Source organism: Paraglaciecola polaris LMG 21857, assembly GCF_000315055.1.
GTDB lineage: Bacteria > Pseudomonadota > Gammaproteobacteria > Enterobacterales > Alteromonadaceae > Paraglaciecola > Paraglaciecola polaris.
The window spans coordinates 1-21,929 of record NZ_BAER01000127.1 but is presented as its reverse complement, the minus strand read 5'-3'; the positions used below and the strand labels follow the sequence as shown (position 1 = coordinate 21,929).

20 protein-coding genes are annotated in these 21,929 nt (G+C 44.5%); 10 read left to right on the top strand and 10 right to left on the bottom strand.

The window, feature by feature from the left end; translation table 11 throughout:
* Positions 1–12: 12 nt before the first annotated feature.
* Together GPLA_RS20265 and GPLA_RS20260 are read right to left on the bottom strand one after the other, a co-directional pair.
* Positions 13–1,338, bottom strand: coding sequence for a glycoside-pentoside-hexuronide (GPH):cation symporter (locus tag GPLA_RS20265; protein ID WP_007106879.1), 1,326 nt, complete (start codon positions 1,336–1,338; stop codon positions 13–15).
* A gap of 16 nt (positions 1,339–1,354) precedes the next feature.
* Complete coding sequence (locus GPLA_RS20260; protein WP_007106878.1) at positions 1,355–2,701, bottom strand: GH1 family beta-glucosidase; 1,347 nt, start codon at positions 2,699–2,701, stop codon at positions 1,355–1,357.
* Between the two features lie 206 nt (positions 2,702–2,907).
* Between GPLA_RS20260 and GPLA_RS20255 the strand changes: the two genes are divergently transcribed.
* The 8 genes from GPLA_RS20255 to GPLA_RS20220 all read left to right on the top strand — a co-directional run bounded on the left by GPLA_RS20255 (position 2,908) and on the right by GPLA_RS20220 (position 14,760).
* Positions 2,908–4,170 (top strand): sugar MFS transporter, encoded by a 1,263-nt coding sequence (locus tag GPLA_RS20255; protein WP_007106877.1) that lies wholly within the window; start codon positions 2,908–2,910, stop codon positions 4,168–4,170.
* A gap of 21 nt (positions 4,171–4,191) precedes the next feature.
* A complete protein-coding gene (locus GPLA_RS20250) occupies positions 4,192–6,777 on the top strand; it encodes a glycoside hydrolase family 3 protein (protein ID WP_007106876.1) in 2,586 nt (861 codons plus the stop codon).
* A gap of 311 nt (positions 6,778–7,088) precedes the next feature.
* The gene (locus tag GPLA_RS20245; RefSeq protein WP_007106875.1) at positions 7,089–10,088 is read left to right on the top strand and encodes a TonB-dependent receptor; all 3,000 of its coding nucleotides are present in this window, start codon (positions 7,089–7,091) and stop codon (positions 10,086–10,088) included.
* A 202-nt stretch (positions 10,089–10,290) separates the two neighbouring features.
* Complete coding sequence (locus GPLA_RS20240) at positions 10,291–11,019, top strand: SapC family protein (protein ID WP_007106874.1); 729 nt, start codon at positions 10,291–10,293, stop codon at positions 11,017–11,019.
* Between the two features lie 36 nt (positions 11,020–11,055).
* Complete coding sequence (locus GPLA_RS20235; protein WP_007106873.1) at positions 11,056–12,072, top strand: cupin-like domain-containing protein; 1,017 nt, start codon at positions 11,056–11,058, stop codon at positions 12,070–12,072.
* 39 nt (positions 12,073–12,111) lie between these two features.
* Positions 12,112–13,608 carry a tryptophan halogenase family protein gene (locus GPLA_RS20230; protein WP_007106872.1) on the top strand — a complete coding sequence of 499 codons (1,497 nt, stop codon included), beginning with the start codon at positions 12,112–12,114 and terminating at the stop codon, positions 13,606–13,608.
* Positions 13,605–14,315: a DUF6445 family protein gene (locus GPLA_RS20225; protein WP_007106871.1), complete on the top strand. Its 711-nt coding sequence runs from the start codon at positions 13,605–13,607 to the stop codon at positions 14,313–14,315. Before GPLA_RS20230 ends, GPLA_RS20225 begins: the two co-directional genes overlap by 4 nt.
* A gap of 238 nt (positions 14,316–14,553) precedes the next feature.
* A complete protein-coding gene (locus tag GPLA_RS20220; RefSeq protein ID WP_007106870.1) occupies positions 14,554–14,760 on the top strand; it encodes a cold-shock protein in 207 nt (68 codons plus the stop codon).
* Between the two features lie 93 nt (positions 14,761–14,853).
* Here GPLA_RS20220 and tpx read toward each other — a convergent pair whose 3' ends face one another.
* The gene (tpx, locus tag GPLA_RS20215) at positions 14,854–15,348 is read right to left on the bottom strand and encodes a thiol peroxidase (RefSeq protein WP_007106869.1); all 495 of its coding nucleotides are present in this window, start codon (positions 15,346–15,348) and stop codon (positions 14,854–14,856) included.
* 110 nt (positions 15,349–15,458) lie between these two features.
* Here tpx and GPLA_RS20210 point away from each other — a divergent pair, with 110 nt between their 5' ends.
* Complete coding sequence (locus GPLA_RS20210; protein ID WP_007106868.1) at positions 15,459–15,986, top strand: hypothetical protein; 528 nt, start codon at positions 15,459–15,461, stop codon at positions 15,984–15,986.
* A 3-nt stretch (positions 15,987–15,989) separates the two neighbouring features.
* Here the strand turns inward: GPLA_RS20210 and folA are convergent, their stop codons facing one another.
* The 4 genes from folA to rplU form a co-directional block, all read right to left on the bottom strand.
* Positions 15,990–16,505, bottom strand: coding sequence for a type 3 dihydrofolate reductase (gene folA, locus GPLA_RS20205; RefSeq protein ID WP_007106867.1), 516 nt, complete (start codon positions 16,503–16,505; stop codon positions 15,990–15,992).
* 102 nt (positions 16,506–16,607) lie between these two features.
* Positions 16,608–17,774, bottom strand: a complete 1,167-nt coding sequence (gene cgtA / locus GPLA_RS20200; protein ID WP_007106866.1) for an Obg family GTPase CgtA — start codon at positions 17,772–17,774, stop codon at positions 16,608–16,610.
* A gap of 172 nt (positions 17,775–17,946) precedes the next feature.
* Positions 17,947–18,204 (bottom strand): 50S ribosomal protein L27, encoded by a 258-nt coding sequence (gene rpmA / locus GPLA_RS20195; protein ID WP_006990966.1) that lies wholly within the window; start codon positions 18,202–18,204, stop codon positions 17,947–17,949.
* 15 nt (positions 18,205–18,219) lie between these two features.
* A complete protein-coding gene (gene rplU, locus GPLA_RS20190) occupies positions 18,220–18,531 on the bottom strand; it encodes a 50S ribosomal protein L21 (protein ID WP_007106865.1) in 312 nt (103 codons plus the stop codon).
* A 239-nt stretch (positions 18,532–18,770) separates the two neighbouring features.
* Here rplU and ispB point away from each other — a divergent pair, with 239 nt between their 5' ends.
* Entirely contained in the window at positions 18,771–19,742 is a 972-nt protein-coding gene (gene ispB, locus GPLA_RS20185) for an octaprenyl diphosphate synthase (RefSeq protein ID WP_007106864.1), read from the top strand.
* Positions 19,743–19,805: 63 nt separating this feature from the next.
* Here ispB and GPLA_RS20180 read toward each other — a convergent pair whose 3' ends face one another.
* The 3 genes from GPLA_RS20180 to GPLA_RS20170 form a co-directional block, all read right to left on the bottom strand.
* A complete protein-coding gene (locus GPLA_RS20180; protein WP_456095266.1) occupies positions 19,806–20,729 on the bottom strand; it encodes a DUF4097 family beta strand repeat-containing protein in 924 nt (307 codons plus the stop codon).
* A gap of 65 nt (positions 20,730–20,794) precedes the next feature.
* The gene (locus GPLA_RS20175) at positions 20,795–21,346 is read right to left on the bottom strand and encodes a hypothetical protein (RefSeq protein WP_007106862.1); all 552 of its coding nucleotides are present in this window, start codon (positions 21,344–21,346) and stop codon (positions 20,795–20,797) included.
* Positions 21,339–21,905 (bottom strand): RNA polymerase sigma factor, encoded by a 567-nt coding sequence (locus tag GPLA_RS20170; protein WP_007106861.1) that lies wholly within the window; start codon positions 21,903–21,905, stop codon positions 21,339–21,341. Before GPLA_RS20170 ends, GPLA_RS20175 begins: the two co-directional genes overlap by 8 nt.
* Positions 21,906–21,929: the final 24 nt, after the last annotated feature.

Sequence of the window (21,929 nt, the reverse complement as noted above, 5' to 3'; positions counted from 1 at the left end):
GTGCGGGCAATCTCAAACGGCCTCTTTTACAATGGCTTGTTGAATTTCCGTCACCTTATTGTCGTTAAGTGTATAACGACTCATGACCCAAGATACAATGATAAACGCCACCGCAGGGAAAATAGTAAAAGACAATAATATGCCGTGCACCGCATCAGGGCTTTGGGTTGTATCAGCTTGATAACCGTAATATGCCAACAACCAACCCACTATCGCCCCGCCTAGTGCTAAGCCAAGTTTGATGAAAAACACCACTGACGAGTACGTCATACCCGTTATGCGAATACCCGTTTTAAACTGACCATAATCTACAGTATCCGCGATTTTTGCCCACAGTAACGGGGTGCCCATTTGCAAAAACACATTACCTATAAAATAAACGACAAACGCTAAAACCAATTGCTCTGGTTGGACCCAATAACTTGCTACGCATATCAGCGCGGCAATGAACAGTACGCCTATATACACTTTAATTTTGCAAAACCGTTTGACCACACTAGGCGCAACCGCACAGCCAATAATATTGCCAATCATCCCTAAGGTGATAAATGCCGTGATCAAGTCTTCTCTGAGCAAAAAGTACTTCACGTAATAAATCGCTAAGGTATTACGCATCACCATACCAATGAGCACAAAAAAGGCCACGCCAGATAAAATTCGCCATTGGTCATTCTGCCATAATGACGCCATATCTTGCTTAAAGGTGGAGTCTTGCTTCGGTGCAATCACGCGCTCTTTGGTGCCAGCGAAGCACACTAAAAACATCAGTACGCCCACCGCACTCATAGCGGCAATCGTTAACTGATATCCTTTGGCTTTATCACCAGCACCAAACCAGTCGACCAATGGAAGCGTACAAGCCGTCACAATCAACCCACCAAGCATACCGAATACAAATCGGTAAGACTGTACCGATACCCGCTCTTTAGGATCGCCAGTAATTACCCCACCCAGCGCCGAGTATGGAATATTGATCGCAGTGTAGGCAATCATCAACAAGGCATAAGTGACAAAGGCATATATCACCTTGCCCTGCTCACTGAAATCAGGTGTAGTAAACGCCAGCACGCTTATCACGCCAAAGGGAAGCGCTAACCACAGCAAATAAGGCCGAAATTTACCGTATTTCGTTTGGGTGCGATCTGTCATCGCTCCCATCAAAGGGTCAGTTACTGCATCAAAGATACGCACTACTAAAAATAGCGTACCGACTATTGCAGGTGAGATACCAAATATATCGGTATAGAAAAAGGACAAAAACAACATCACCGATTGAAAAACGATGTTACTTGCCGTGTCTCCTAACCCATAGGCTATTTTTTCTTTAACGCTAACCATGCTGACTCCTGTGCGACTATGCGCTCTTGGCTAATTGGCGACTACTAATAAAATCTCGATATGCCAACCCGCTGGCCTTTATGGTGCGCTGTTGTGTGTCGTAATCTACGTATACTATGCCAAAGCGTTTTTCGTACCCTTCTGCCCATTCGAAGTTATCCATTAAACTCCACGCGAAATAGCCGCGAATATCTACGCCTTGCTCAGCCGCATCACTCACCGCTTGCAAATGCCCTTGAAAATATTCGATTCTATCCGTGTCTTGTACTTGCCCCTCGGCATAACTATCTGCCATGGCAGCACCGTTTTCAGTGATGTATACGGGCGGAAGTGTGTATTTGTTATTCAGTTGCAGCAAAATATCAGTTAAACCTAGAGGGTATACCTCCCAGCCCATCTCAGTAAAAGGCAATGATTCATCAACCCATTTTTGTCTGTCGTTATGACCCACACCTTCGTATACCTCGCGGGTGTAATAGTTCAGCCCAAGGTAGTCTAGCGGCTGACAGATAATCGCCATGTCGCCTTGTTGAATCGGCGGCAATTCTTCCTCTGGTAAGGTATTGATAGATTCGGGGTAGCGTCCTTCAAGCACTGGCATCGCATACCAATGATTAAGATTCTGATCTGCGGCCCATGCTGCCTTTTTATCTTTCTCACTGTCGGTTTTCGGGTAGCACGGGCTAACATTTAACACGATGCCATTGAGTGTTTCAGGACTGTTTTTAGCGAGTACTTGCATACCTAACCCGTGAGCAAGTAACAAATGATGGGCAGCTTGCTTACCGAACGCTTTGCTCTTCAAACCTGGAGCATGAATGCCTAGCTCATAGCCTAAATACGCACTGCAGAATGGTTCGTTCAAGGTTGAATATGAGTACACTCGGTCCCCAAACGCTTGCGTGATCAAGTCAACATAATCACGAAAATGATACGCTGTTTCACGATTCAACCAGCCACCTTTGTCTTCCAGATGCTGCGGTAAATCCCAATGATACAGGGTGACATAAGGTTTGATGTTTTTCTGATTTAACGCATCGAGTAGTTCAACGTAAAACGCTACACCTTTAGGGTCTAACTCCCCGCTGTGGGTGATAACCCTAGGCCAAGACACTGAAAACCGGTAGGCATCTACTTCAAGAGACTCTATCAACGCTAAATCTTGCTCCCAACGATTAAAATGGTCACATGCTTCTAGCCCATTGGAGCTGTCTTTTATTTTGTCAGGCGTAGCACAAAATTTGTCCCAAATACATGGTCTACGTGACTCTGCTGCACCTTCAATTTGGAAGGCGGCAGTGGCCACACCATAGGTGAAATTTGTTTGGCTAAGTGGAGAAGATTTTGCGAGGGATATTTTCATAATTAACTTATTCGTGGCCTAGGGTAAATATAAACATCGAAGAATTCAGACTGCACGGCTGATGATGCCAAAATTTCTATTTGGTTTACCGCAAAGATAAAAAACCAAATGAAAGCGCTTACATTGATGTTATTACTTTGTTACGCTTAGGTCAACAAAACAAGCTCGACTTGCTAAATTGATCTTAACCTGACAGGTAAAACACCATGATAAACCCAACTACCGCCATTCCACCGGAGTCGACTCAAAGCGCTAAGTCGCAAAGTTATCGCTTTGCTTTGACCTCGCTAACGTCATTGTTTTTTATGTGGGGTTTTATCACAGCAATGAATGATGTGCTCATTCCTCATTTAAAGGCCGTCTTTGCACTTAGTTACACCCAAGCTATGTTGATTCAATTCTGTTTCTTTGGTGCTTATTTTTTAGTATCGGTACCCGCAGGTTGGTTGGTTAAGCGCATTGGATTTCAGCGCGGGATCAGCGTTGGTTTGCTCGTCGCTTGTATCGGCTGTTTGTTATTTGTTCCCGCAGCGACGAGTCATACCTATTGGATATTCCTGACGGCGTTATTTGTGTTGGCATCAGGCATCACTATTTTACAGGTCGCTGCAAACCCGATAGTAACGCTGCTTGGCAAACCTGAAACCGCACCGAGCCGATTAACCTTAACTCAAGCCTTTAATTCTCTGGGAACCACGCTTGCGCCTATCATTGGCGGAATATTGATTTTCTCAGTCATAGACGAAAGCGATATGACAGCGAATAGTGTTATTCTGCCGTACATTATTTTGGCATCAGTACTGTTTTTGCTTGCTATGGTGTTTCTAAAAATATCACTGCCAGATACCAGCCCAGCTGAAATAGCCAATACACCTGATACTTTAAACACAACAAAGGGCAGCCCTCTACAACATCGCCACCTCACGCTAGGCGCAGTGTGCATCTTTATTTATGTCGGCGCTGAAGTATCCATTGGCAGTTTCATCGTTAACTTTTTGGGCGAACAGCACATTGCAGGCTTAGCAGAAGCAAGCGCCGCCACTTATCTAAGTTATTACTGGGGCGGTGCAATGATTGGCCGCTTTATTGGCGCTGCGGTAATGCAAAAAATACCTGCTGGTAAACTGCTCGCCTTCAACAGTGTGTGCGCTATGGGCCTCATTGCCTTGGCCATATCATCAAGCGGTGCGTTTGCCATGTGGGCGATATTAATGGTGGGTTTATTCAATTCCATCATGTTTCCAACTATTTTCAGTTTGGCCTTAGCAGGCTTAGGCAGTTTGACCAGTCGTGGCTCAGGCGTTTTATGTTTAGCCATTGTAGGCGGTGCTATTGTTCCTGTTTTACAAGGTGTTTTAGCTGACAGCATTGGTTTGCAACTGTCTTTCGTATTGCCTCTGGTTTGTTACTTGTATATCGCCTTTTATGGCCTGCAAGGCTCCAAACCGACTTCATCAACATCCGTCTAACTTTTACCCGAGATTTCCATTATGAAACAAAAATTTAATCACGCTCTGATGTTAGGTGCGGTCTCTCTAACCTCGCTACTTGTCGGCTGCAGTCAATCCACAACAGACAACGTTGTGATTTCAACGAAACAGGGCGTTGCAAAGAGCAAAGACGCTGCCACTGCGAACTCAATCGAGATTTGGCCTAAATTAAATATCGCGGTAAAGCCCGATGCCAAAATTGAACAACGTATCACTGACATTCTCAGTGGTATGACACTCGCGCAAAAAGTTGCCCAGACTATTCAGCCCGAAATTCGTGATATCACCTTAGATGACATGCGCACCTATGGTTTTGGCTCTTACTTAAACGGCGGCGGCGCATTTCCCAATGGCGACAAACACGCTTCGCCTAGTGATTGGGTAGCATTAGCGGAAAAGATGTACCAGGCATCGATTGACGACAGCATTGATGGTTCAACTATTCCTACTATGTGGGGCACAGACGCAGTTCACGGCCACAACAACGTGATTGGTGCCACGCTATTCCCCCACAACATTGGATTAGGGGCGGCTCATAACCCAGCATTGATTGAAGAAATAGCCAAAGCTACCGCTGAAGAAGTATTAGCGACAGGTATCGACTGGATTTTCGCGCCCACGGTTGCCACCGTACGCGACGATCGTTGGGGCAGAACGTACGAAGGATATTCAGAAGATCCTGAAATCGTTAGAGACTATTCAGCGTCCATCGTAAAAGGCTTACAAGGCAGTGCAGACAGCAATTTCTTAGGCGACCGCCAGGTTATTTCAACCGTTAAGCACTTTATTGGAGATGGAGGCACCGTTGGTGGTGATGATCAAGGTGACAATATTGCTGATGAACAGACCCTGTTTGATATACATGCACAAGGATACGTTGGCGGTTTAACCGCTGGTGCACAAAGTGTCATGGCGTCGTTTAATAGCTGGAACGGCGATAAGGTACATGGCAATCGCTACTTATTAACCTCAGTATTGAAAGAGCGTATGGGTTTTGACGGCTTTGTTGTTGGCGACTGGAACGGCCATGGGCAAATACAGGGCTGTAGTAATGAAAGTTGTCCGCAAGCAATGAATGCCGGACTTGATATTTACATGGTGCCGACTGGCGCTTGGAAACCCTTACTTGAAAATACCATCGCTCAGGTGGAGTCAGGTGAGATAAGTACTACTCGTCTTGATGATGCAGTTACTCGCATTTTACGAGTAAAGCTTCGCGCTGGATTATTCGATAAACCAGCGCCAGCTGAACGCATTTTATCTGGTAATAAAGATATTATTGGGTCGCCCGAACACAGAGCCGTAGCACGTCAAGCGGTGCGTGAGTCGCTGGTACTATTGAAGAACCATCAACAAGTTTTACCTCTGTCTGCGAACGCGAATATACTCGTTGCAGGTGGCGGTGCTGACAATATAGGTCAGCAATCAGGGGGATGGAGTATTACCTGGCAAGGAACGGGTAACACCAATCAGGATTTCCCTGGCGGCACATCAATTTATCAAGGGATCCAGCAAGCAGTCGCGCAAGCCAATGGTACTGTAGAACTGGCGGTAGATGGCAAATTCACCCAAAAGCCTGACGTCGCCATAGTGGTATTTGGTGAGCAACCTTATGCAGAAGGAAACGGCGATCTGGATAACCTTGAATACCAACGGGGTAACAAAACTGATTTAGCTTTACTCAAATCGCTAAAAGCGCAAGGCATACCGGTAGTATCGGTATTTCTGACGGGTCGCCCCTTGTGGGTCAACCCTGAATTGAATGCTTCTGATGCGTTCGTCGTTGCTTGGTTGCCCGGCACTGAAGGCGCTGGCGTGGCTGATGTGTTATTCACAGCGGCGAACGGTGATATTCAGCATGATTTCAAAGGTCAGCTGTCGTTTTCATGGCCCAAAAGTCCTACGCAAACCAACATTAATCGCTTTGATACAAACGACTCTGGCTTATTACCCTACGGGTTTGGCTTAAAATATGGCGAGAGAAGCACCGTAGATAACACACTTTCTGAGGAAACGGGCAGTGATAATGAACAAGCATTACCCGTGCTAGCCATATACGACAGAAACGTTCAAGCCCCTTGGAAAATGGCGCTCGTAACAGCACAAAAAAGTGCGACGGTAGCCAGTAGTATGCTAGAAAATGGCGCGCTTAAATTCAGAACTATAGACAGACGTGTGCAAGAAGATGCATTCAAAGTTGAGTGGTTAAAAGCTGATGCTGGGCAAGTACGTATTTATCATGATTTTCTTCAAGACCTGCGCAGTTATACAGAAAGCAACAGTACGCTGCAGTTTGACTACCAACTTAATTCAGCACTTCAAGATGCATTATTCCTACAGATGAATTGCGCGCAATCATGTGAAAGCGACGTAGCCTTAACGCAACATATGCAGTTCGAACAGGCACAACCTTGGCAAACGATGTCGGTTGACTTAGCGTGCTTTAAGCAAAATTCTACTGACTTTTCAAAAGTGGGTATTCCGTTCGCTTTACGTTCAAAAGAGCCGTTGAGCTTATCAATATCTGATATTCGCATCGTGCCTAATACCGCATCTGATGCCGTTATTCGTTGCGCTACCCCTTAGCCTATTTGACGTGAGTAACATAGGTTTTGGCCTGTGTTACTCGTTACATTCTTGTTATTCTCCATTTCATACTTGATCCCAAACTAATCCTTTAGAATCAAAATATTAGGTGTTTTCGTGGACAATATTTTTTATTAATATTGTATGTCATAACAAAGATTTAATGAGAATCTGTCTTTGATGTTAATTATTTGTTGATCTTGATTAACAAATATCATAACCTAAATGAAAGCGCTTACATAAGTGCATTTTTTAAATTAAGAAATGAAAGCGCTTACAATCAACTCGTTCATCGCCAACCGGGAACACACATGAAAGCTAAAACATTTTATAAGACACACCTTGCGACCAGTATCTCATTACTGCTAGGCGCCTCTATGCTGACGCCAGCCCTAGCTCAAGAACTTAACGAGAGCGACGTAGAAGTCATTCAAGTTAAAGGTATTCGCGGCAGCATGATTAAATCGATGGACGTAAAGCGCTCTTCGGCAGGTATCGTCGATGCGATTAATGCTGAAGACATCGGTAAGTTCCCAGATACAAACTTAGCGGAATCATTACAGCGTATTACCGGTGTATCCATTGACAGAAACAATGGTGAAGGCAGTAAAGTAACCGTCCGCGGTTTTGGTCCCGAGCGTAACCTAGTAACGCTTAATGGCCGTCAACTTCCCACGACTACGGGTGATCGTTCGTTCGATTTTGCCAATATTGCTGCAGAAGGGGTGAGTGGCGTTGAGGTTTATAAGACGTCTAATGCAACCGTGCCGACTGGGGGTATTGGTGCCACAATTAATATCCTGACCAATAAACCATTAAACAACCCTGGCATGCATTCCACCATAAGTGCTCAAGCTCTTAACGACACATCGACCAATGAAGGTGGTGTGACGCCTGAGTTTTCAGGTATTTACTCCAATACATCTGATGACGGTAAATTTGGTATCTCTATTTCAGGCAGTTATTCAGAGCGTGAAAGTGGTAATCAACAAGCAAATGTAAGCACAGGCTGGCGCTCATTTGATGGTACAGCTGACCAAGATTGGAGTGGTGCACCAGGGGCAAACCCACAATGGGGCGGCGTACCTAAAGATGAATTTCAAACCAATCGCCCTAGCGATGGTGATATCTATTCGGTACCGCAAACCACAGCTTATAAATTTGAAGAGCAGCAGCGTAAAAGAACCAATGCTCAGTTAGTCTTGCAATATAGTCCTGTTGAAAACCTCACCGCGACCTTAGACTACACCTATGTAAAAAAAGATACTGATACACAATTTAATGATGTCTCAGCATGGTATGGCTTTTCACCTTCAAAAAACGTGTGGACAGACGGTCCTATCTCGTCTCCTTTACTGTATTCTGAAGACTACGAAGAAAACGGTGTTGGTTTACAAGATATCGCTATGGGTGGCGGAGATTACGGCACACGCGATGAAACCAAGTCACTAGGTTTGAACTTAGAATGGCAAGTGAATGACAACCTGAACTTAGAGCTGGATTATCATAATTCTTCTGCTGAAAATTCACCTAATAATGAGTTTGGTTCGAGCAATAATCTCGCTATGGCTGGTTTTATTAGGGCATCATCAGCAACAGATTTTACTGGCGACCTCCCTATCCTTGCGATTCGCGGTGGGAACGCGATTCAGCCATCGGATATGCTCGTAACAGGAAGCGTTTTTACCAATAATAAAAATCGTGCCGATACTGAGCAGACACAGTTTCGTGGTAAATATTTGCTTGAAGATGCTGGCAGTATCGATTTTGGCCTATCATTGACCACATCGGAAAACCGCGGCCAAACCAAAAACGTTCAGCGTAATAACTGGGGAGGAGAAGGTTCAGCGGGTGCCTATGATGCAGATTTATTCCCTCGCAAATCGATTCAAAACCAATTTACCGATGTGAGTGGCGGCAACTTCGCAGACTTTAATGGTCTTTATGGCGAAGATTACGAAATTATGGATACCTATTTTGCCTTTGATTTTCATGGTGTAAGAGACCAAGCTGCCCAATTGTTAAGTGTGCAAGCAGTTGGCGATTGCGGTAATTCTTTTTGCCCTTCAACCGATTACGCATCGGATACTGACAGATATAACAAAGAAGAAATGACCGCTGTTTATGCCCAATATAATTATGACGGCGAAATAGGCGACATGCTGTATGACGTGCATGTTGGTTTGCGTTATGAAGAAACCGATGTTACCTCGACTTCTGCTGTCCCAGGTTATAATGGAGCAGTATGGAATGGCACAACTGAAGTCTTCTTGCTTTCCTCAGGCGAGCAGGAATTCCAAACGCAAGAAGGCAGCTACAACCATACTTTACCAAATTTCAATTTCAATATTGAAGTGGTTGAAGATGTCATGTTGCGAGCAGCTTACAGTGAAACCATAGGTCGTCCTAATTATAGCCAAATGATTGGTGGTACTTCACTCAACGAAGGCGCTCGATTTGATGGGGGAAGCGGAACCTCTGGTAGCGCTGCATTGTTACCGCTTGAGTCAGACAATATTGACCTTTCTGCAGAATGGTATTACGCCCCAGGAAGCTATGTATCGTTAGGGTATTTCAGAAAAACAACCACCAATAACGTTGTCATTGACAATATCCCAGTCACAACGGGTATTGCGAATCCTGCGAACGGTCCATACCAGCAAGAAGCGTTAGCCGCTGTGGGTGCGGATGGCGCTTTGCAACGCCAATATATATACGATACCTATGGAGCAACGGATCCTCTGGTAAATTTAGTGAATGGAAATATAGAAATTCAAGGCAATCCAGCCACCGATAGTTTGATGATTTTCGATATTGAAACGCCGGTTAACGAATCTGGTGAGTCAACATTTGATGGGATTGAATTTGCTGTCCAGCACCTATTTGGCGAAAGTGGTTTTGGTGGCATTATCAATTACACTAAAGTGGACACTGGCGCTGAATTCGACAACTTTGATATTGGCGCTAGCACCCAAGACGTTGAATTAGGCATCAGTGATACAGCAAACTTGGTAGCCTTCTATGAAGACTATGGCTGGTCTGTGCGTTTGGCTTACAACTGGCGTGACGAATTCCTTGAGTCTCAGTACCAAGGCGATGTAGGCGTTTCACCTGTATATGTCGAAGCTTATAGCCAATTAGATATGACCATTAGCTATGATGTCCCTCAGGTCGAAGGCTTAAATATTTTCTTTAATGCCATCAATTTGACTGACGAATACATTCGCAAGCATGGTCGTTCTGAATACCAAGTACTGAACGTGACTCAACAAGGAGCTCGCTACAACTTAGGTGCGCGCTACACGTTCTAGACGAGCTTGAGCGATTTCTAAAATGTTGCATCAGGCCGCTGAATTAATTCATGCGGCCTTTTTCTTCTTACCTCTACGGTACACATTTATATAAGGAACGGTTAACTTAGGTTAATCAATCTGGCGTAGCCGAAATATAGCACTAAGTACTTACGCAGCTATACCTGCACAGCCTTATGTAATTAATGTAATGGGATCCAAAATGGCAAATAACGTATTACTTAACAGCATCGATCACCAAAATGTAAAAGTGATTACCGAACACTCATCAGCCTATGGTGACAATGTGTGGTATTCCCCTACCTTCCCAAATGAATTCAGAAGTGTTCAGGCTTATTACCCCATCTTCTTTAACAAAGATCCCAGCAACGGAAAATTCTTTGCCATTGCCCTATTTGGATTTCAGGACCAAGAGAACTTGTTCTTGCAAGACAATAAATGGCAAGCGGGCTATATTCCCTTGACCGTCGCCAGACAGCCCTTCCTGATAGGCATACAAAAGGTTAGAGAAGACGGAATTGAGAAGGAGCAAAGGGTATTACACATCGATCTTGATAACCCACGAGTGAACCAAGAGTATGGGGAACCCTTATTTTTAACGCATGGTGGTAACAGTCCCTACGTAGACCGCGCAGCCGATATACTGGAAGCGATACATCACGGTTTTGTAGATAGCGCTGCATTTATTGACTGTTTAGTCGACTATCAATTGTTAGAGACATTTACCTTAGACGTCACACTCAATGATGAAAGTAAGTATCAAATGATTGGGTTTTACACCATCAATGAAGACAAGCTCAGCGAACTCGACGGTGCAGTATTGAGTAAGCTACATGAAAAAGGCTATTTGCAGGCCATTTATATGGCTATCGCTTCACAAGCGAATATCAGAACCTTAATGAATAAGAAAAACGAATTATTAGGGTTATAACAGCCTGTTGCGCCTAACCTAACTGAGCAAAATACCATGTCGTTAGTTGAAAAAAGCGTTAAGCATATTACCAATTGTCGCCCTGGCGATATTCCACAGTTTGTTTTATCGTCCTCGGAACCCCTTGTGTTGAAGGGGTTTGCTAACGCTTGGCCCATTGTCGAGGCAGGGCTTGATTCGCCTGAGCAAGCCGCCAACTATTTACGCAGTCTATACAATGGCAAACCTGTATTTAGTGCTTACGGCGAACCGGATACTCAAGGCCGAGTTTTCTATAACGACGACATGACGGGCTTTAATTGTCAGGGCGTAAAAGCCGATCTTAACCTAGTGCTAGATAAGCTATTAGCGCATCGTGGCGACCCTACTCCCCCTACTATTTATGTGGCTTCTGCTGACGTAAATAACTGGTTACCGGGTTTTAATCAAACCAATAATGCCGGGATGGATGAGTTTAATCCATTAACCAATATCTGGATTGGTAACCATAGTAGAATTGCTGCTCATTATGATGTGCCTAACAATTTAGCCTGCTGCGTCGTTGGCAAAAGACGTTATACGGTTTTTCCACCTGAGCAAATAGCAAATCTATATGTGGGGCCGATGGAACTATCACCAGGGGGCCAGGATATTAGTTTGGTTGATTTTTCTGCTCCGGATTATGTGAAGTTCCCGAAATTTAAACAGGCGCTGCAAGCGGCTCAAGTCGCTGACTTAGAACCTGGGGACGCGTTATTTTTGCCTAGTATGTGGTGGCACCATGTGGAAGGTTTGACCGATTTCAACGTATTAGTGACCCATTGGTGGCGAGATAGCCCAGCCTATTTTGGAAGGCCTGAAAATGCATTGAAGCTCGCTATATTAAGTTTGCGCAATCTGCCTCCCGCCCAACGTGATGCCTGGAAAGCCATATTTGATCATTACATCTTTGCGCATCAATCTGGGGACTTGGATCACATCCCAGATGCAGTCAAAGGCATGTTATCGCAACCCCTAGATTTACTTTCAGCTAAAAAACTCAGAGCGGAACTGCTGAACAAATTGAAAGTGTAAGCTCACCTTGCCCGTATCATTTATAGGACAAAATCACAGATGAATAAAAAACCCATTAAACGTGTCGTTATTGCAGGTGGTGGCACCGCAGGCTGGATGGCCGCAGCTGCTCTTTCTAAACTATTAGGTAAAAATTTATCTGTTGCACTGATTGAGTCTGACGATATTCCTACGGTAGGGGTTGGCGAAGCGACCATACCTACCTTGCATATTTTTCATCGTTTGCTGGGTATCAACGAGCAAGAGTTTATGGCGGCCACGAATGCAACATTTAAACTTGGCATACAGTTCGAGAACTGGAAGGTCCAAAATCAAGACTACATTCATTCGTTTGGCTTTTTAGGCCAAGGTTGTTGGGCGGCAGGTTTCCAGCATTTTTGGTTGAAAGGCCAACAAAAAGGCATGGTGACACAAATAGGTGATTATATACCCGAGCATTTAGCCTGTCGTGAGAGCCGATTTGCCGTACTGGCTAATCAAGAACAAAACCACGCGTATCATTTAGACGCCGGCTTATATGCCCAGTACCTACGAAAAATCGCCGAGCAACATGGCTGTAAACGTATTGAAGGCAAAATAGAAACCGTAACCTTAGATGACAACTCAGGGGATATATGCGCACTTACCCTCGCCTCTTGTGAGGTGATAGAGGGCGATTTATTTATTGATTGTACTGGCTTTCGAGCATTATTAATTGAACAGGCTTTGCACACTGGGTTTGAAGATTGGAGCCATTGGCTACCCTGCGACTCCGCGGTAGCAGTGCAAACCACTGCCAAACCTAATCCAGTGCCATATACTCGTTCAATCGCTCGTGACGCAGGTTGGCAATGGCGCATTCCTTTGCAAAATAGAACGGGTAATGGCTTAGTATTTTGTAGCAAATACATGAGTGATGACCAAGCAAAAGCAGCCTTGTTAGCGAACATTGAGGGAGAGCTCCTCAACGAACCTCGAGTGATAAAATATAAAACCGGCACACGGCGTAAACATTGGAACAAAAACTGTATTGCAGTTGGCCTCTCTTCTGGGTTTATAGAACCATTAGAATCAACTGGCATTCACCTTTTTCAAAGAGCCATTGTGCGCTTGATGCTGATGTTCCCATCGAATGGAATTGCACAAGCGGATGTAAACGAATTTAACGCCCAAAGCCGCGCCGATGTTGATGACATCAAAGACTTCATTATTTTGCACTATCACCAAACCCAGCGAACTGATACGCCATTTTGGCGTTATTGTAAGAACATGCCTATCCCAGATACACTACGTCACCGAATGGATTTGTTCGAAAGTACAGGTAAGGTCTTTAAAAAAGCTGAAGAGTTGTTTGGCGAAACCTCTTGGATCCAAGTGATGCTAGGTCAAGGTATTACACCTCAACAATATCACCCTATCGTTGATATTATGAGTGATGAGGAACTCAAGCAGTTTTTAGATAACATCAAATCGAACGTAAAACGTAAAGTCGCTAATTGGCCAAATGTGAATGACTTTATACGACACTACTGCCAAACAAACATTCCCACTTTATGACATTACCTTTCACTGTCAATGCAAATAAAACGGTTAAGGTGATTAAGGTTGGGCGGGAGCAGACGCCTATTATCGTCATTGATGATGTGTTGTTAGCTCCCCGTGAATTAGCAGCAGATGCCTGTCAAAATCAATGTTTTAGTCGGCAAAACAGCGGTTTTTATCCGGGAGCACGTGCTGACCTCCCGAGGGATTATACTATCGAGGTACTGCAGTCGATCTATAAACAGGTCGCCCAAATTCATCACATACCTCAACATCTGCAGCTCAAGCATCAAGCGGGCTACTACTCTTTGATTAGCACACCTAGTCATGCGCTCTCGACCTTGCAACGCATCCCTCACTTTGACGCTGTCAGCCCCTTTTATTTTGCACTATTGCATTACGTAAACCCTGGACATCATGGTGGAACAGGTTTTTTCAGGGACAACAATACGGGCTTCGAACGCATTACGCCAGTGCGTGAACGTCAATATTTAAGTTCGGCTGCCCACTTTATTAATAACGTGGCCCAACCCCCTGCTGGGTATATTACGGCTTCCACGGAACAATTTACCTTACATTCTCAAATCGACTATAGACCAAATCGTTTGCTTATTTACCCAGGTAATTTATTACACTCCGGATTGATCGCCTCTGATAAAGACATTAATGAAGACCCTGCATCAGGTCGTCTAACCGCCAATATCTTCATCGATTTTGTCTAACGCCTGTCCTTGGAACCTATGCCACCAAAACAGGAATTTACCTCTCAGTAAACGGCGGAGCATCGTTAAAACTGACGAGTAATAAAAATATACCTGACGCATTAAGAAGAAAAAAATCTATAATAATCAACAAAAAATTTAAGTAAACGCGGAATTGAGCGGATTTACGGAAAAATAACCTATACAATGCCTATCGCAGGTTTCTGCAAACAATATTTCAAACAAAGTAGAGTAGACTATGAGTAAAGGTACAGTTAAGTGGTTTAATGCAGACAAAGGTTTCGGTTTCATTACTCCAGAAGACGGCGGAAAAGATTTATTTGTTCATCACTCAGAAATTAAAAGCGGTGGTGGATACGCAACTTTGAATGACGGCCAAGCGGTTGAGTTTGAAGTTGGACAGAGCCCTAAAGGCCCATGTGCGAACAACGTAGTACCTGTTTAATTACAGATTTACGTGAGTAATCGCCTAAAACGAGCCGCATTGCGGCTCGTTGCTTTTACGCTACTAATAAAATTTATACGGTCATATTAATAACTAGAGTACCGCGATAGCAGCAGCATAGTCAGGCTCATCAGCCGTTTCAGATACTTGCTCTGTGTATAAAACCTTACCGTTTTCATCCAAAACAACCACACAACGCGACAACAATCCAGTTAACGGACCATCCACGAACTCAACACCGTATTCGGTACCAAACGAACTTCTGAAGCTAGAACCTGTAGCCACATTTTCTATTCCTTCTGCTCCACAAAAACGTGCGGCAGCAAAAGGCAAATCAGCTGATACACACAACACTTTAGTATTTACTAAGCTGCTGGCTTGCTCATTAAATTTGCGCACTGACATGGCACATGTGCCTGTATCCACCGACGGAAAAATATTGAGTACTAAGCGTGCCCCTTTATAATCAGCCAATGTGGTTTCAGATAGATCAGTTTTAACCAAACGGAAATCTGCTGCACTTTCACCAACACTCGGTAACACGCCTACGGTATTAAAAGGGTTGCCCTGTAAAGTTACTGTACTCATATGTTCTCCAATCTCGTTAAATAATGCGAATTCTTAAGATAACAAAATGGGGGACGAAAGATAGAAAACAATAGCGAGGTCTTATAATTACTTTAAACAAGGTAATGAATATGTCATCCACAATCAGATTAGTCATTTCAGCTTTAGTCGCCTTTGGGTTTTATTTCACCTGGACCTTTTGGGCCAATAGCTTAGTAACTGACAACAGTGGGGATATTCTGCGCTCGGCGTTGGTGCAAGGAACGCTCAGTGCTAGCGTCACAATATTATTTACCTTCGCGTTGGGAAAATCGGTTAGTCACTTCGGTAATCGCAACCTATCATTGATCTTCGTTGTGCCTATCTTGTGCTCAATTCACGCCAAAACAAGACAAAATATCGCGATATTCAAAACGTTTAATCATGCGCTAGATAACGCAGCAACAAAACTTAGTTCAAGGGCAATACCCGGCACATTGCTTGCGCCGCTTGTTCCTATCACGATACAAGGAGGCTTAGCCTTGGGCGTGAATTTACTAAATCAAACACCGAATTTACTACTGACTATATTGCCAAGCATCATATTTAGCGCGATATATGGTTACCTGTATACATTTACCCTTTTGAAAGAGCGAAGCCAGATTACACCGTCGACTTAGTCACTACCGCTCAAGGGTAACAAATTGATAAAAGTGAGGGTTTTTATGATCAGGCTCATGCGACTCAACATTGACTTCACGCCACCCATCGTCAGAGTAATCAGGGAAATAGGTATCCCCAGGGGTATCAAGGGCTATTAAAGTTAAGTAAAGGCAATGACTGTAAGGTAAAAAATGTTGATACACAGTCCCACCGCCAATCACCATTATCTCTTGCTCTTCGTCACTTAATCCTTGCTGGCTTAAGTGTGACGTAGCCGTTGCAATTGCGTTATCACAACTGTTCACAACGGTTGCATCGGCAAGTTGATAAGCCTGGTCGTGAGTAATAACGATATTCAGGCGACCAGGCAGTGCTCTGCCGATAGACTCGTATGTTTTGCGACCCATAATAATCGGCTTACCCAGAGTCACTCGTTTAAAGTGTTGTAAATCAGCGGGCATATGCCACGGCATCTGGTTGTTTAAACCAATTACTCGTTTGTTTGCCATTGCAGCAATCAAGGCAATTTTTGCCATTTACCTACTCCCTTACACATACATTGATACCGCTATTACTACCAAAGGCACGCAATTACTTCGGTTAGCTAAGCCATGCCTAACTAACCGATTAATATATATTTATTTTTGGTACACAACTTCGAAATCATCATCACCATCAAAATCGTCATCATCGTCGTCGAAGTCGTCATCATCTTCGTAGTTTTCAACCGTCTCTTTATGATAGGTATCCCACTTAAAGCCCACGTCTTCGTCTTCCGATTCATCTATAACCTCGGCCGGCAAGGTGTCGATGAATTCCATTACTTTGATACACAACTCTTTGGTGTTCTTACCTTGAACGGCTGAGATGCTATAATAATCACCTTCCCATTCCATCGCTTGTGCAATCTCTTTACACAAGTCTTGCGCTTCATCTTCGAACATCAGATCAGTTTTATTAAACACTAACCAACGTGGTTTAGCGGCTAATTTAGGACTGTATTTTTCCAGTTCGGCGACAATGGCTTTGGCGTTATCCACAGGGTCAGAACCATCCGCTGGCATCAAGTCAATTAAATGCAGTAATACACGGCAGCGTTCCAGATGTTTAAGGAATTGGATCCCCAAGCCAGCGCCTTCAGATGCCCCTTCTATCAAGCCAGGAATATCGGCGATAACAAAGCTACGCATGGCATCTAAACGAACAACACCTAAATTAGGAACTAAAGTAGTAAAAGGATAATCAGCTACTTTAGGCTTGGCCGCCGATACACTGCGTATAAAGGTAGATTTACCGGCATTGGGCATGCCCAATAACCCCACATCAGCAAGTAGCATCAGCTCAAGCTTGAGCATGCGTACGTCACCAGGGGTGCCTAAGGTCTTCTGCCTAGGCGCTCGGTTAGTACTGGTTTTAAAGCGTGCATTACCTAAACCGTGAAAACCGCCTTGGGCAGCTTTAAGACGTTGACCATGCTTGGTCAAATCGCCCAGTAATTCGCCCGTTTCAGTGTCTGTGGCACGTGTGCCTACTGGCACCATCACGTCAAGATCCACACCTCTACGACCAGTACAATCAGCACTTCTACCATTTTTACCGCGCTCAGCACGATGAAATCTTTCAAAGCGATAATCGATAAGCGTGTTTAGGTTTTCATCCGCGACTAGGTATACGCTACCACCATCGCCGCCATCGCCGCCGTCCGGGCCGCCATCTGGAACATATTTTTCTCGGCGAAAACTAACCGTACCGGCTCCGCCATCACCCGCTTCTACGCGGATCTCAGCTTCATCTACAAATTTCATCGTTAACTCAACTTTCAGGTAAAGTGTATAAAGAGTTTATACTACTTCGCTATTTGCGGCATCACACCACAACTCAGCGCGTTTGCCCGTCCTTTCATACATATGAAGGTAGGCTTCTCAAACAAAAAACCCCGCACAAGCGGGGTCTTTTAAACTTATGTATAGCTGCTAATTATTCAGCAACGATACTTACAAATTTACGGTTTTTAGGACCTTTCACTTCGAATTGAACTTTACCGTCTGATAAAGCAAACAAAGTATGGTCTTTGCCGATACCCATATTGTTACCTGCGTGGAAACGAGTACCACGTTGACGAACAATAATGTTACCTGCTAAAACTGACTCACCACCGTAGCGCTTAACACCTAAGCGTTTACTTTCTGAGTCACGACCGTTATTAGTACTACCACCAGCCTTTTTATGTGCCATTAGTTGAAACTCCTATTAAGCGCTTATACCAGTGATTTTCACTTCCGTGAACCACTGACGGTGACCCATTTGGGTACGTGAATGCTTGCGTCGACGAAACTTAACAATCTTAACTTTGTCGCCACGACCATGCGTTACTACTTCAGCTGTAACTTTTCCGCCACTAACAAAAGGCGTACCGATCTTAACGTCTTCACCATTGCTCACCATCAAGATTTCAGCGAATTCTATTGACTCACCTAGAGCCACTTCGATCTTCTCAAGACGAACGGTTTGGCCTTCAGCCACACGGTGTTGTTTGCCACCACTTTGGAAAACCGCGTACATAATTAACTCCGCTCTGCGCTTATATCGTAGCGCTATATATTCAAAAACAGGGCGCGAATTGTACGTGAAGCATCCAGTGGTCGCAAGTACCAAATTCAATTTATTTGCTCAAATATGCAGCAACACATATTCTACGTGTCTTTGCGGGCAATTGTTACATAATGTCTACTGGATACCCTGTGCAATTTCTGTAAAATCGCACGCTAATTAATACCTTACGTAAGAGCTGAAATTTAAGTATGGATTTAGACAACATCCTTTCCCTCGCTGAGCCAGATATGCTCGCGGTCAATCAATTGATCCAAAAGCAGGTGAATTCAGATGTCTCGCTGATCAATCAATTAGGTTTTTATATTGTCAACAGCGGCGGTAAACGCTTACGTCCGCTGTTAACTGTTTTGGCAGCACGCGCCTTAGACATTCAAGGCGAGCAGCACCATACACTTGCAGCGATCGTCGAGTTCATCCACACCGCCACGCTATTACACGACGATGTAGTAGATGAATCGACCATGCGCCGAGGTCGCGAAACCGCAAACGAAGTATTTGGTAATCAGGCCAGCGTATTGGTTGGTGACTTCCTTTATACCCGTTCATTTCAAATGATGGTCACATTGGACAGCATGCGCGTCATGCAAATATTATCCGATGCCACGAATGTCATTGCGGAAGGCGAAGTACTGCAGTTGATGAATTGCAACGACCCTGATACCAGTGAAGAAAGTTACATGCAGGTCATTTACAGTAAAACTGCGCGTTTGTTTGAAGCCGCGACGTTATTATCCGCAGTACTGACCAAGCAAAGCACTGATATCGAAAACGCCATGCAAGATTATGGTAAGTACTTAGGTACAGCCTTTCAGCTGGTAGATGACATAATGGACTATGCCTCCGACAGTGAAGATATGGGCAAAAACATGGGGGATGATTTAGCTGAAGGCAAACCGACCCTACCACTTTTATATGCCATGTGGCATGGCACCCCACAACAATCGGCTTTAATTAGGGAAGCTATTGAAGAGGGAAATGGTATGGACAATCTAAGCGCGATACTCAGTGCGATTGAAGAGACCGGCGCCTTGACCTATACCAAACAGCAGGCACTTAATGCCTGCCAACAAGCCATTGAGGCATTAACACCGATTGCCGATTCAACCTACAAACAAGCATTAATTGGCCTTGCGCATTTGTCTGTGGAGCGTGTCGCTTAACCATATTTTCTTAGCAGCAATCCACCTGTACTTTCTTGCGCGCATGGTTGCTGCTAGTACGGCCTACTCCTTCGAAATACTCACTCGGCCATTTACGGTAGAGACAGAGACCTTTCCTTGCCCCTGACCTGTGCTGGTTGATAACCAACTGCTTGGACCATATTTATCTTTTTGCACTTTATCATTGGTCAGTCGGTTGACTATTTTGCCGCCTGCGTGAGCACGAATATCAAATAGCGCTGATACCTCTTGCGTAAAACGTAACGCTATTTCACCACCAACGGTTGTTGCCGTTACCTCCCCTCCTTTGGCTAAGGTTAGATCAACATTCAGTTCGCCATTCACCGTTTCCAATTTAGCGTACTCCACCGTCTGCATGATGAGTTTAACGTCACCATTGACTGTGGCTGCTTTTACTTCTTGGCTGCTAGACTCAACATTTACATCACCGTTAACCGTTTCATATTTATCCTCGCGTCCCTTGCTGCTGCGCGACCGGATATCACCATTAACAGTTTCAATAGTCACATCACCTTGTAAGTCATCCGCATTTATATCGCCATTGACCGACTCTAAGCGCAAGCGCCCAGCAAGTTGCTTTGCTTTTATATCGCCATTGACTGTTTCGACACTGACGCCGCCGGTGATATTACTTAGGGAAACATCCGCATTGACGGCGGTGTAACTCAACCGACTTTGATTCGGCACATAAATCACCAGCTCATCCTCATCTTTATGGCCCCAACCGCCTCGCTGACCATTTTTCACTTTGATTTTAATAATGACTTCATTGCCACGACGCTCGAAAATAAAGCGTTCTGTACGCTCGCCCAAAGTGCCTTTTACCTGTACCTGGGGCTTATCCCAGCCAATTATTTCAGCCCGGCCATTTACGTGCTCAATTTCCACGTAACCTTTGGCATTAGCCGCCACCGTTTGGTCGACCTGCTCTCCCGCAAAAGCACTCATACCGACGCCAGCAAACATACTCGCCCCAGTGAATAACGCAGCCAATAATAATTTTCTCATCTTCGTACTCCCATACATTTCAGCTAGATCTGCGACCATTTAGGTGAATGCACTCGCTCAATTAAATTTATTTGTTGCTGATGTACGCTTTGCAGCATTTTCAACAAAGCCATATTGTTTGGTTCGTTCTCAAGTGCTTTTTTAATCGCTTGCGCCGCACTATCTAACTCGACTAATTGTTGTTGCCAATTTTTAGTTAATGCTGTTTGCCCTTCATATTGCACTAACAAAGCGCTTTTTTGCTCTGCATGTTGGGCACTTAGCGCGGCAACCAAATCGTTTCCTGTGATCATTGGCTCACTGGGCATCAAGCCTTTCCAGCTCAGCAACGCAACCATGACTATGCCAGCGGCAAGTAGAGCCCATCGGCCGATACCATCACTCTGCTTGATATGACCATCACTCTGCTTGATATGACCATCACGCCCATTAAGAATGCGCACGTTATTCTCATCATCTTGTTGTTTAACTAACGCAAGTTCAATCCCGGGCCATAAATCTCGCTCCGGTTGCTTTTGCGCATCTAGCTCTGCCAACTTATCTTGCAGTGTCTGTTCAAAATCTTGTTTACGCATATCCCATCCACTCCTCTAACAGCTTTTTCGCTCGATGGAATTGAGCCTTACTGGATCCCACTGCCATATTCGTCATTTGAGCAATCTCTTCGTGGCGATACCCTTCAATAGCGTGCAACACAAATACTATTCTTGCCCGTTCGGGCAAACGTGTAACGTATTTTTCAATATCTACCTCGCCAGTTGAGGGCTCTGCGATGTCATTCGCCGCGCTTGAGTCCTCAAGATTAAACATGCGCTGTACCCACCCACGCTGCTTGCGAATATACGAAATCGTAATGTTCGACGTGACTGTATGCAGCCAAGTGGAAAACTTACTCTGCTCTGAATAATCCCCAATTTTGCGCCACAGCTGAATAAACACTTCTTGTGACGCATCTTCAGCCAAGGATTTATCACCCGTTAGGCGATAACACAGGGCATATACCTGCCCAATATACTGGTGATACAGTTGATGATATGCCTGTCGGTTTCCGTTTTTTACCGCGAGTAGTAGCTGCCGCTCTTCATCAGTGGCAAACTTGTCCTTGGCGGCAACGACATTTGAATACTCTGTCAATCTTCTGTCTTCGTTGGCTAGATT

What these genes read in the sequence shown, in the direction of transcription:
- GPLA_RS20265 (WP_007106879.1), bottom strand. Translation starts at nt 1,338, where the DNA reads ATGGTTAGCGTTAAAGAAAAAATAGCCTATGGGTTAGGAGACACGGCA.
- GPLA_RS20260 (WP_007106878.1), bottom strand. Translation starts at nt 2,701, where the DNA reads ATGAAAATATCCCTCGCAAAATCTTCTCCACTTAGCCAAACAAATTTC.
- GPLA_RS20255 (WP_007106877.1), top strand. Translation starts at nt 2,908, where the DNA reads ATGATAAACCCAACTACCGCCATTCCACCGGAGTCGACTCAAAGCGCT.
- GPLA_RS20250 (WP_007106876.1), top strand. Translation starts at nt 4,192, where the DNA reads ATGAAACAAAAATTTAATCACGCTCTGATGTTAGGTGCGGTCTCTCTA.
- GPLA_RS20245 (WP_007106875.1), top strand. Translation starts at nt 7,089, where the DNA reads ATGAAAGCTAAAACATTTTATAAGACACACCTTGCGACCAGTATCTCA.
- GPLA_RS20240 (WP_007106874.1), top strand. Translation starts at nt 10,291, where the DNA reads ATGGCAAATAACGTATTACTTAACAGCATCGATCACCAAAATGTAAAA.
- GPLA_RS20235 (WP_007106873.1), top strand. Translation starts at nt 11,056, where the DNA reads ATGTCGTTAGTTGAAAAAAGCGTTAAGCATATTACCAATTGTCGCCCT.
- GPLA_RS20230 (WP_007106872.1), top strand. Translation starts at nt 12,112, where the DNA reads ATGAATAAAAAACCCATTAAACGTGTCGTTATTGCAGGTGGTGGCACC.
- GPLA_RS20225 (WP_007106871.1), top strand. Translation starts at nt 13,605, where the DNA reads ATGACATTACCTTTCACTGTCAATGCAAATAAAACGGTTAAGGTGATT.
- GPLA_RS20220 (WP_007106870.1), top strand. Translation starts at nt 14,554, where the DNA reads ATGAGTAAAGGTACAGTTAAGTGGTTTAATGCAGACAAAGGTTTCGGT.
- tpx (WP_007106869.1), bottom strand. Translation starts at nt 15,348, where the DNA reads ATGAGTACAGTAACTTTACAGGGCAACCCTTTTAATACCGTAGGCGTG.
- GPLA_RS20210 (WP_007106868.1), top strand. Translation starts at nt 15,459, where the DNA reads ATGTCATCCACAATCAGATTAGTCATTTCAGCTTTAGTCGCCTTTGGG.
- folA (WP_007106867.1), bottom strand. Translation starts at nt 16,505, where the DNA reads ATGGCAAAAATTGCCTTGATTGCTGCAATGGCAAACAAACGAGTAATT.
- cgtA (WP_007106866.1), bottom strand. Translation starts at nt 17,774, where the DNA reads ATGAAATTTGTAGATGAAGCTGAGATCCGCGTAGAAGCGGGTGATGGC.
- rpmA (WP_006990966.1), bottom strand. Translation starts at nt 18,204, where the DNA reads ATGGCACATAAAAAGGCTGGTGGTAGTACTAATAACGGTCGTGACTCA.
- rplU (WP_007106865.1), bottom strand. Translation starts at nt 18,531, where the DNA reads ATGTACGCGGTTTTCCAAAGTGGTGGCAAACAACACCGTGTGGCTGAA.
- ispB (WP_007106864.1), top strand. Translation starts at nt 18,771, where the DNA reads ATGGATTTAGACAACATCCTTTCCCTCGCTGAGCCAGATATGCTCGCG.
- GPLA_RS20180 (WP_456095266.1), bottom strand. Translation starts at nt 20,729, where the DNA reads ATGTTTGCTGGCGTCGGTATGAGTGCTTTTGCGGGAGAGCAGGTCGAC.
- GPLA_RS20175 (WP_007106862.1), bottom strand. Translation starts at nt 21,346, where the DNA reads ATGCGTAAACAAGATTTTGAACAGACACTGCAAGATAAGTTGGCAGAG.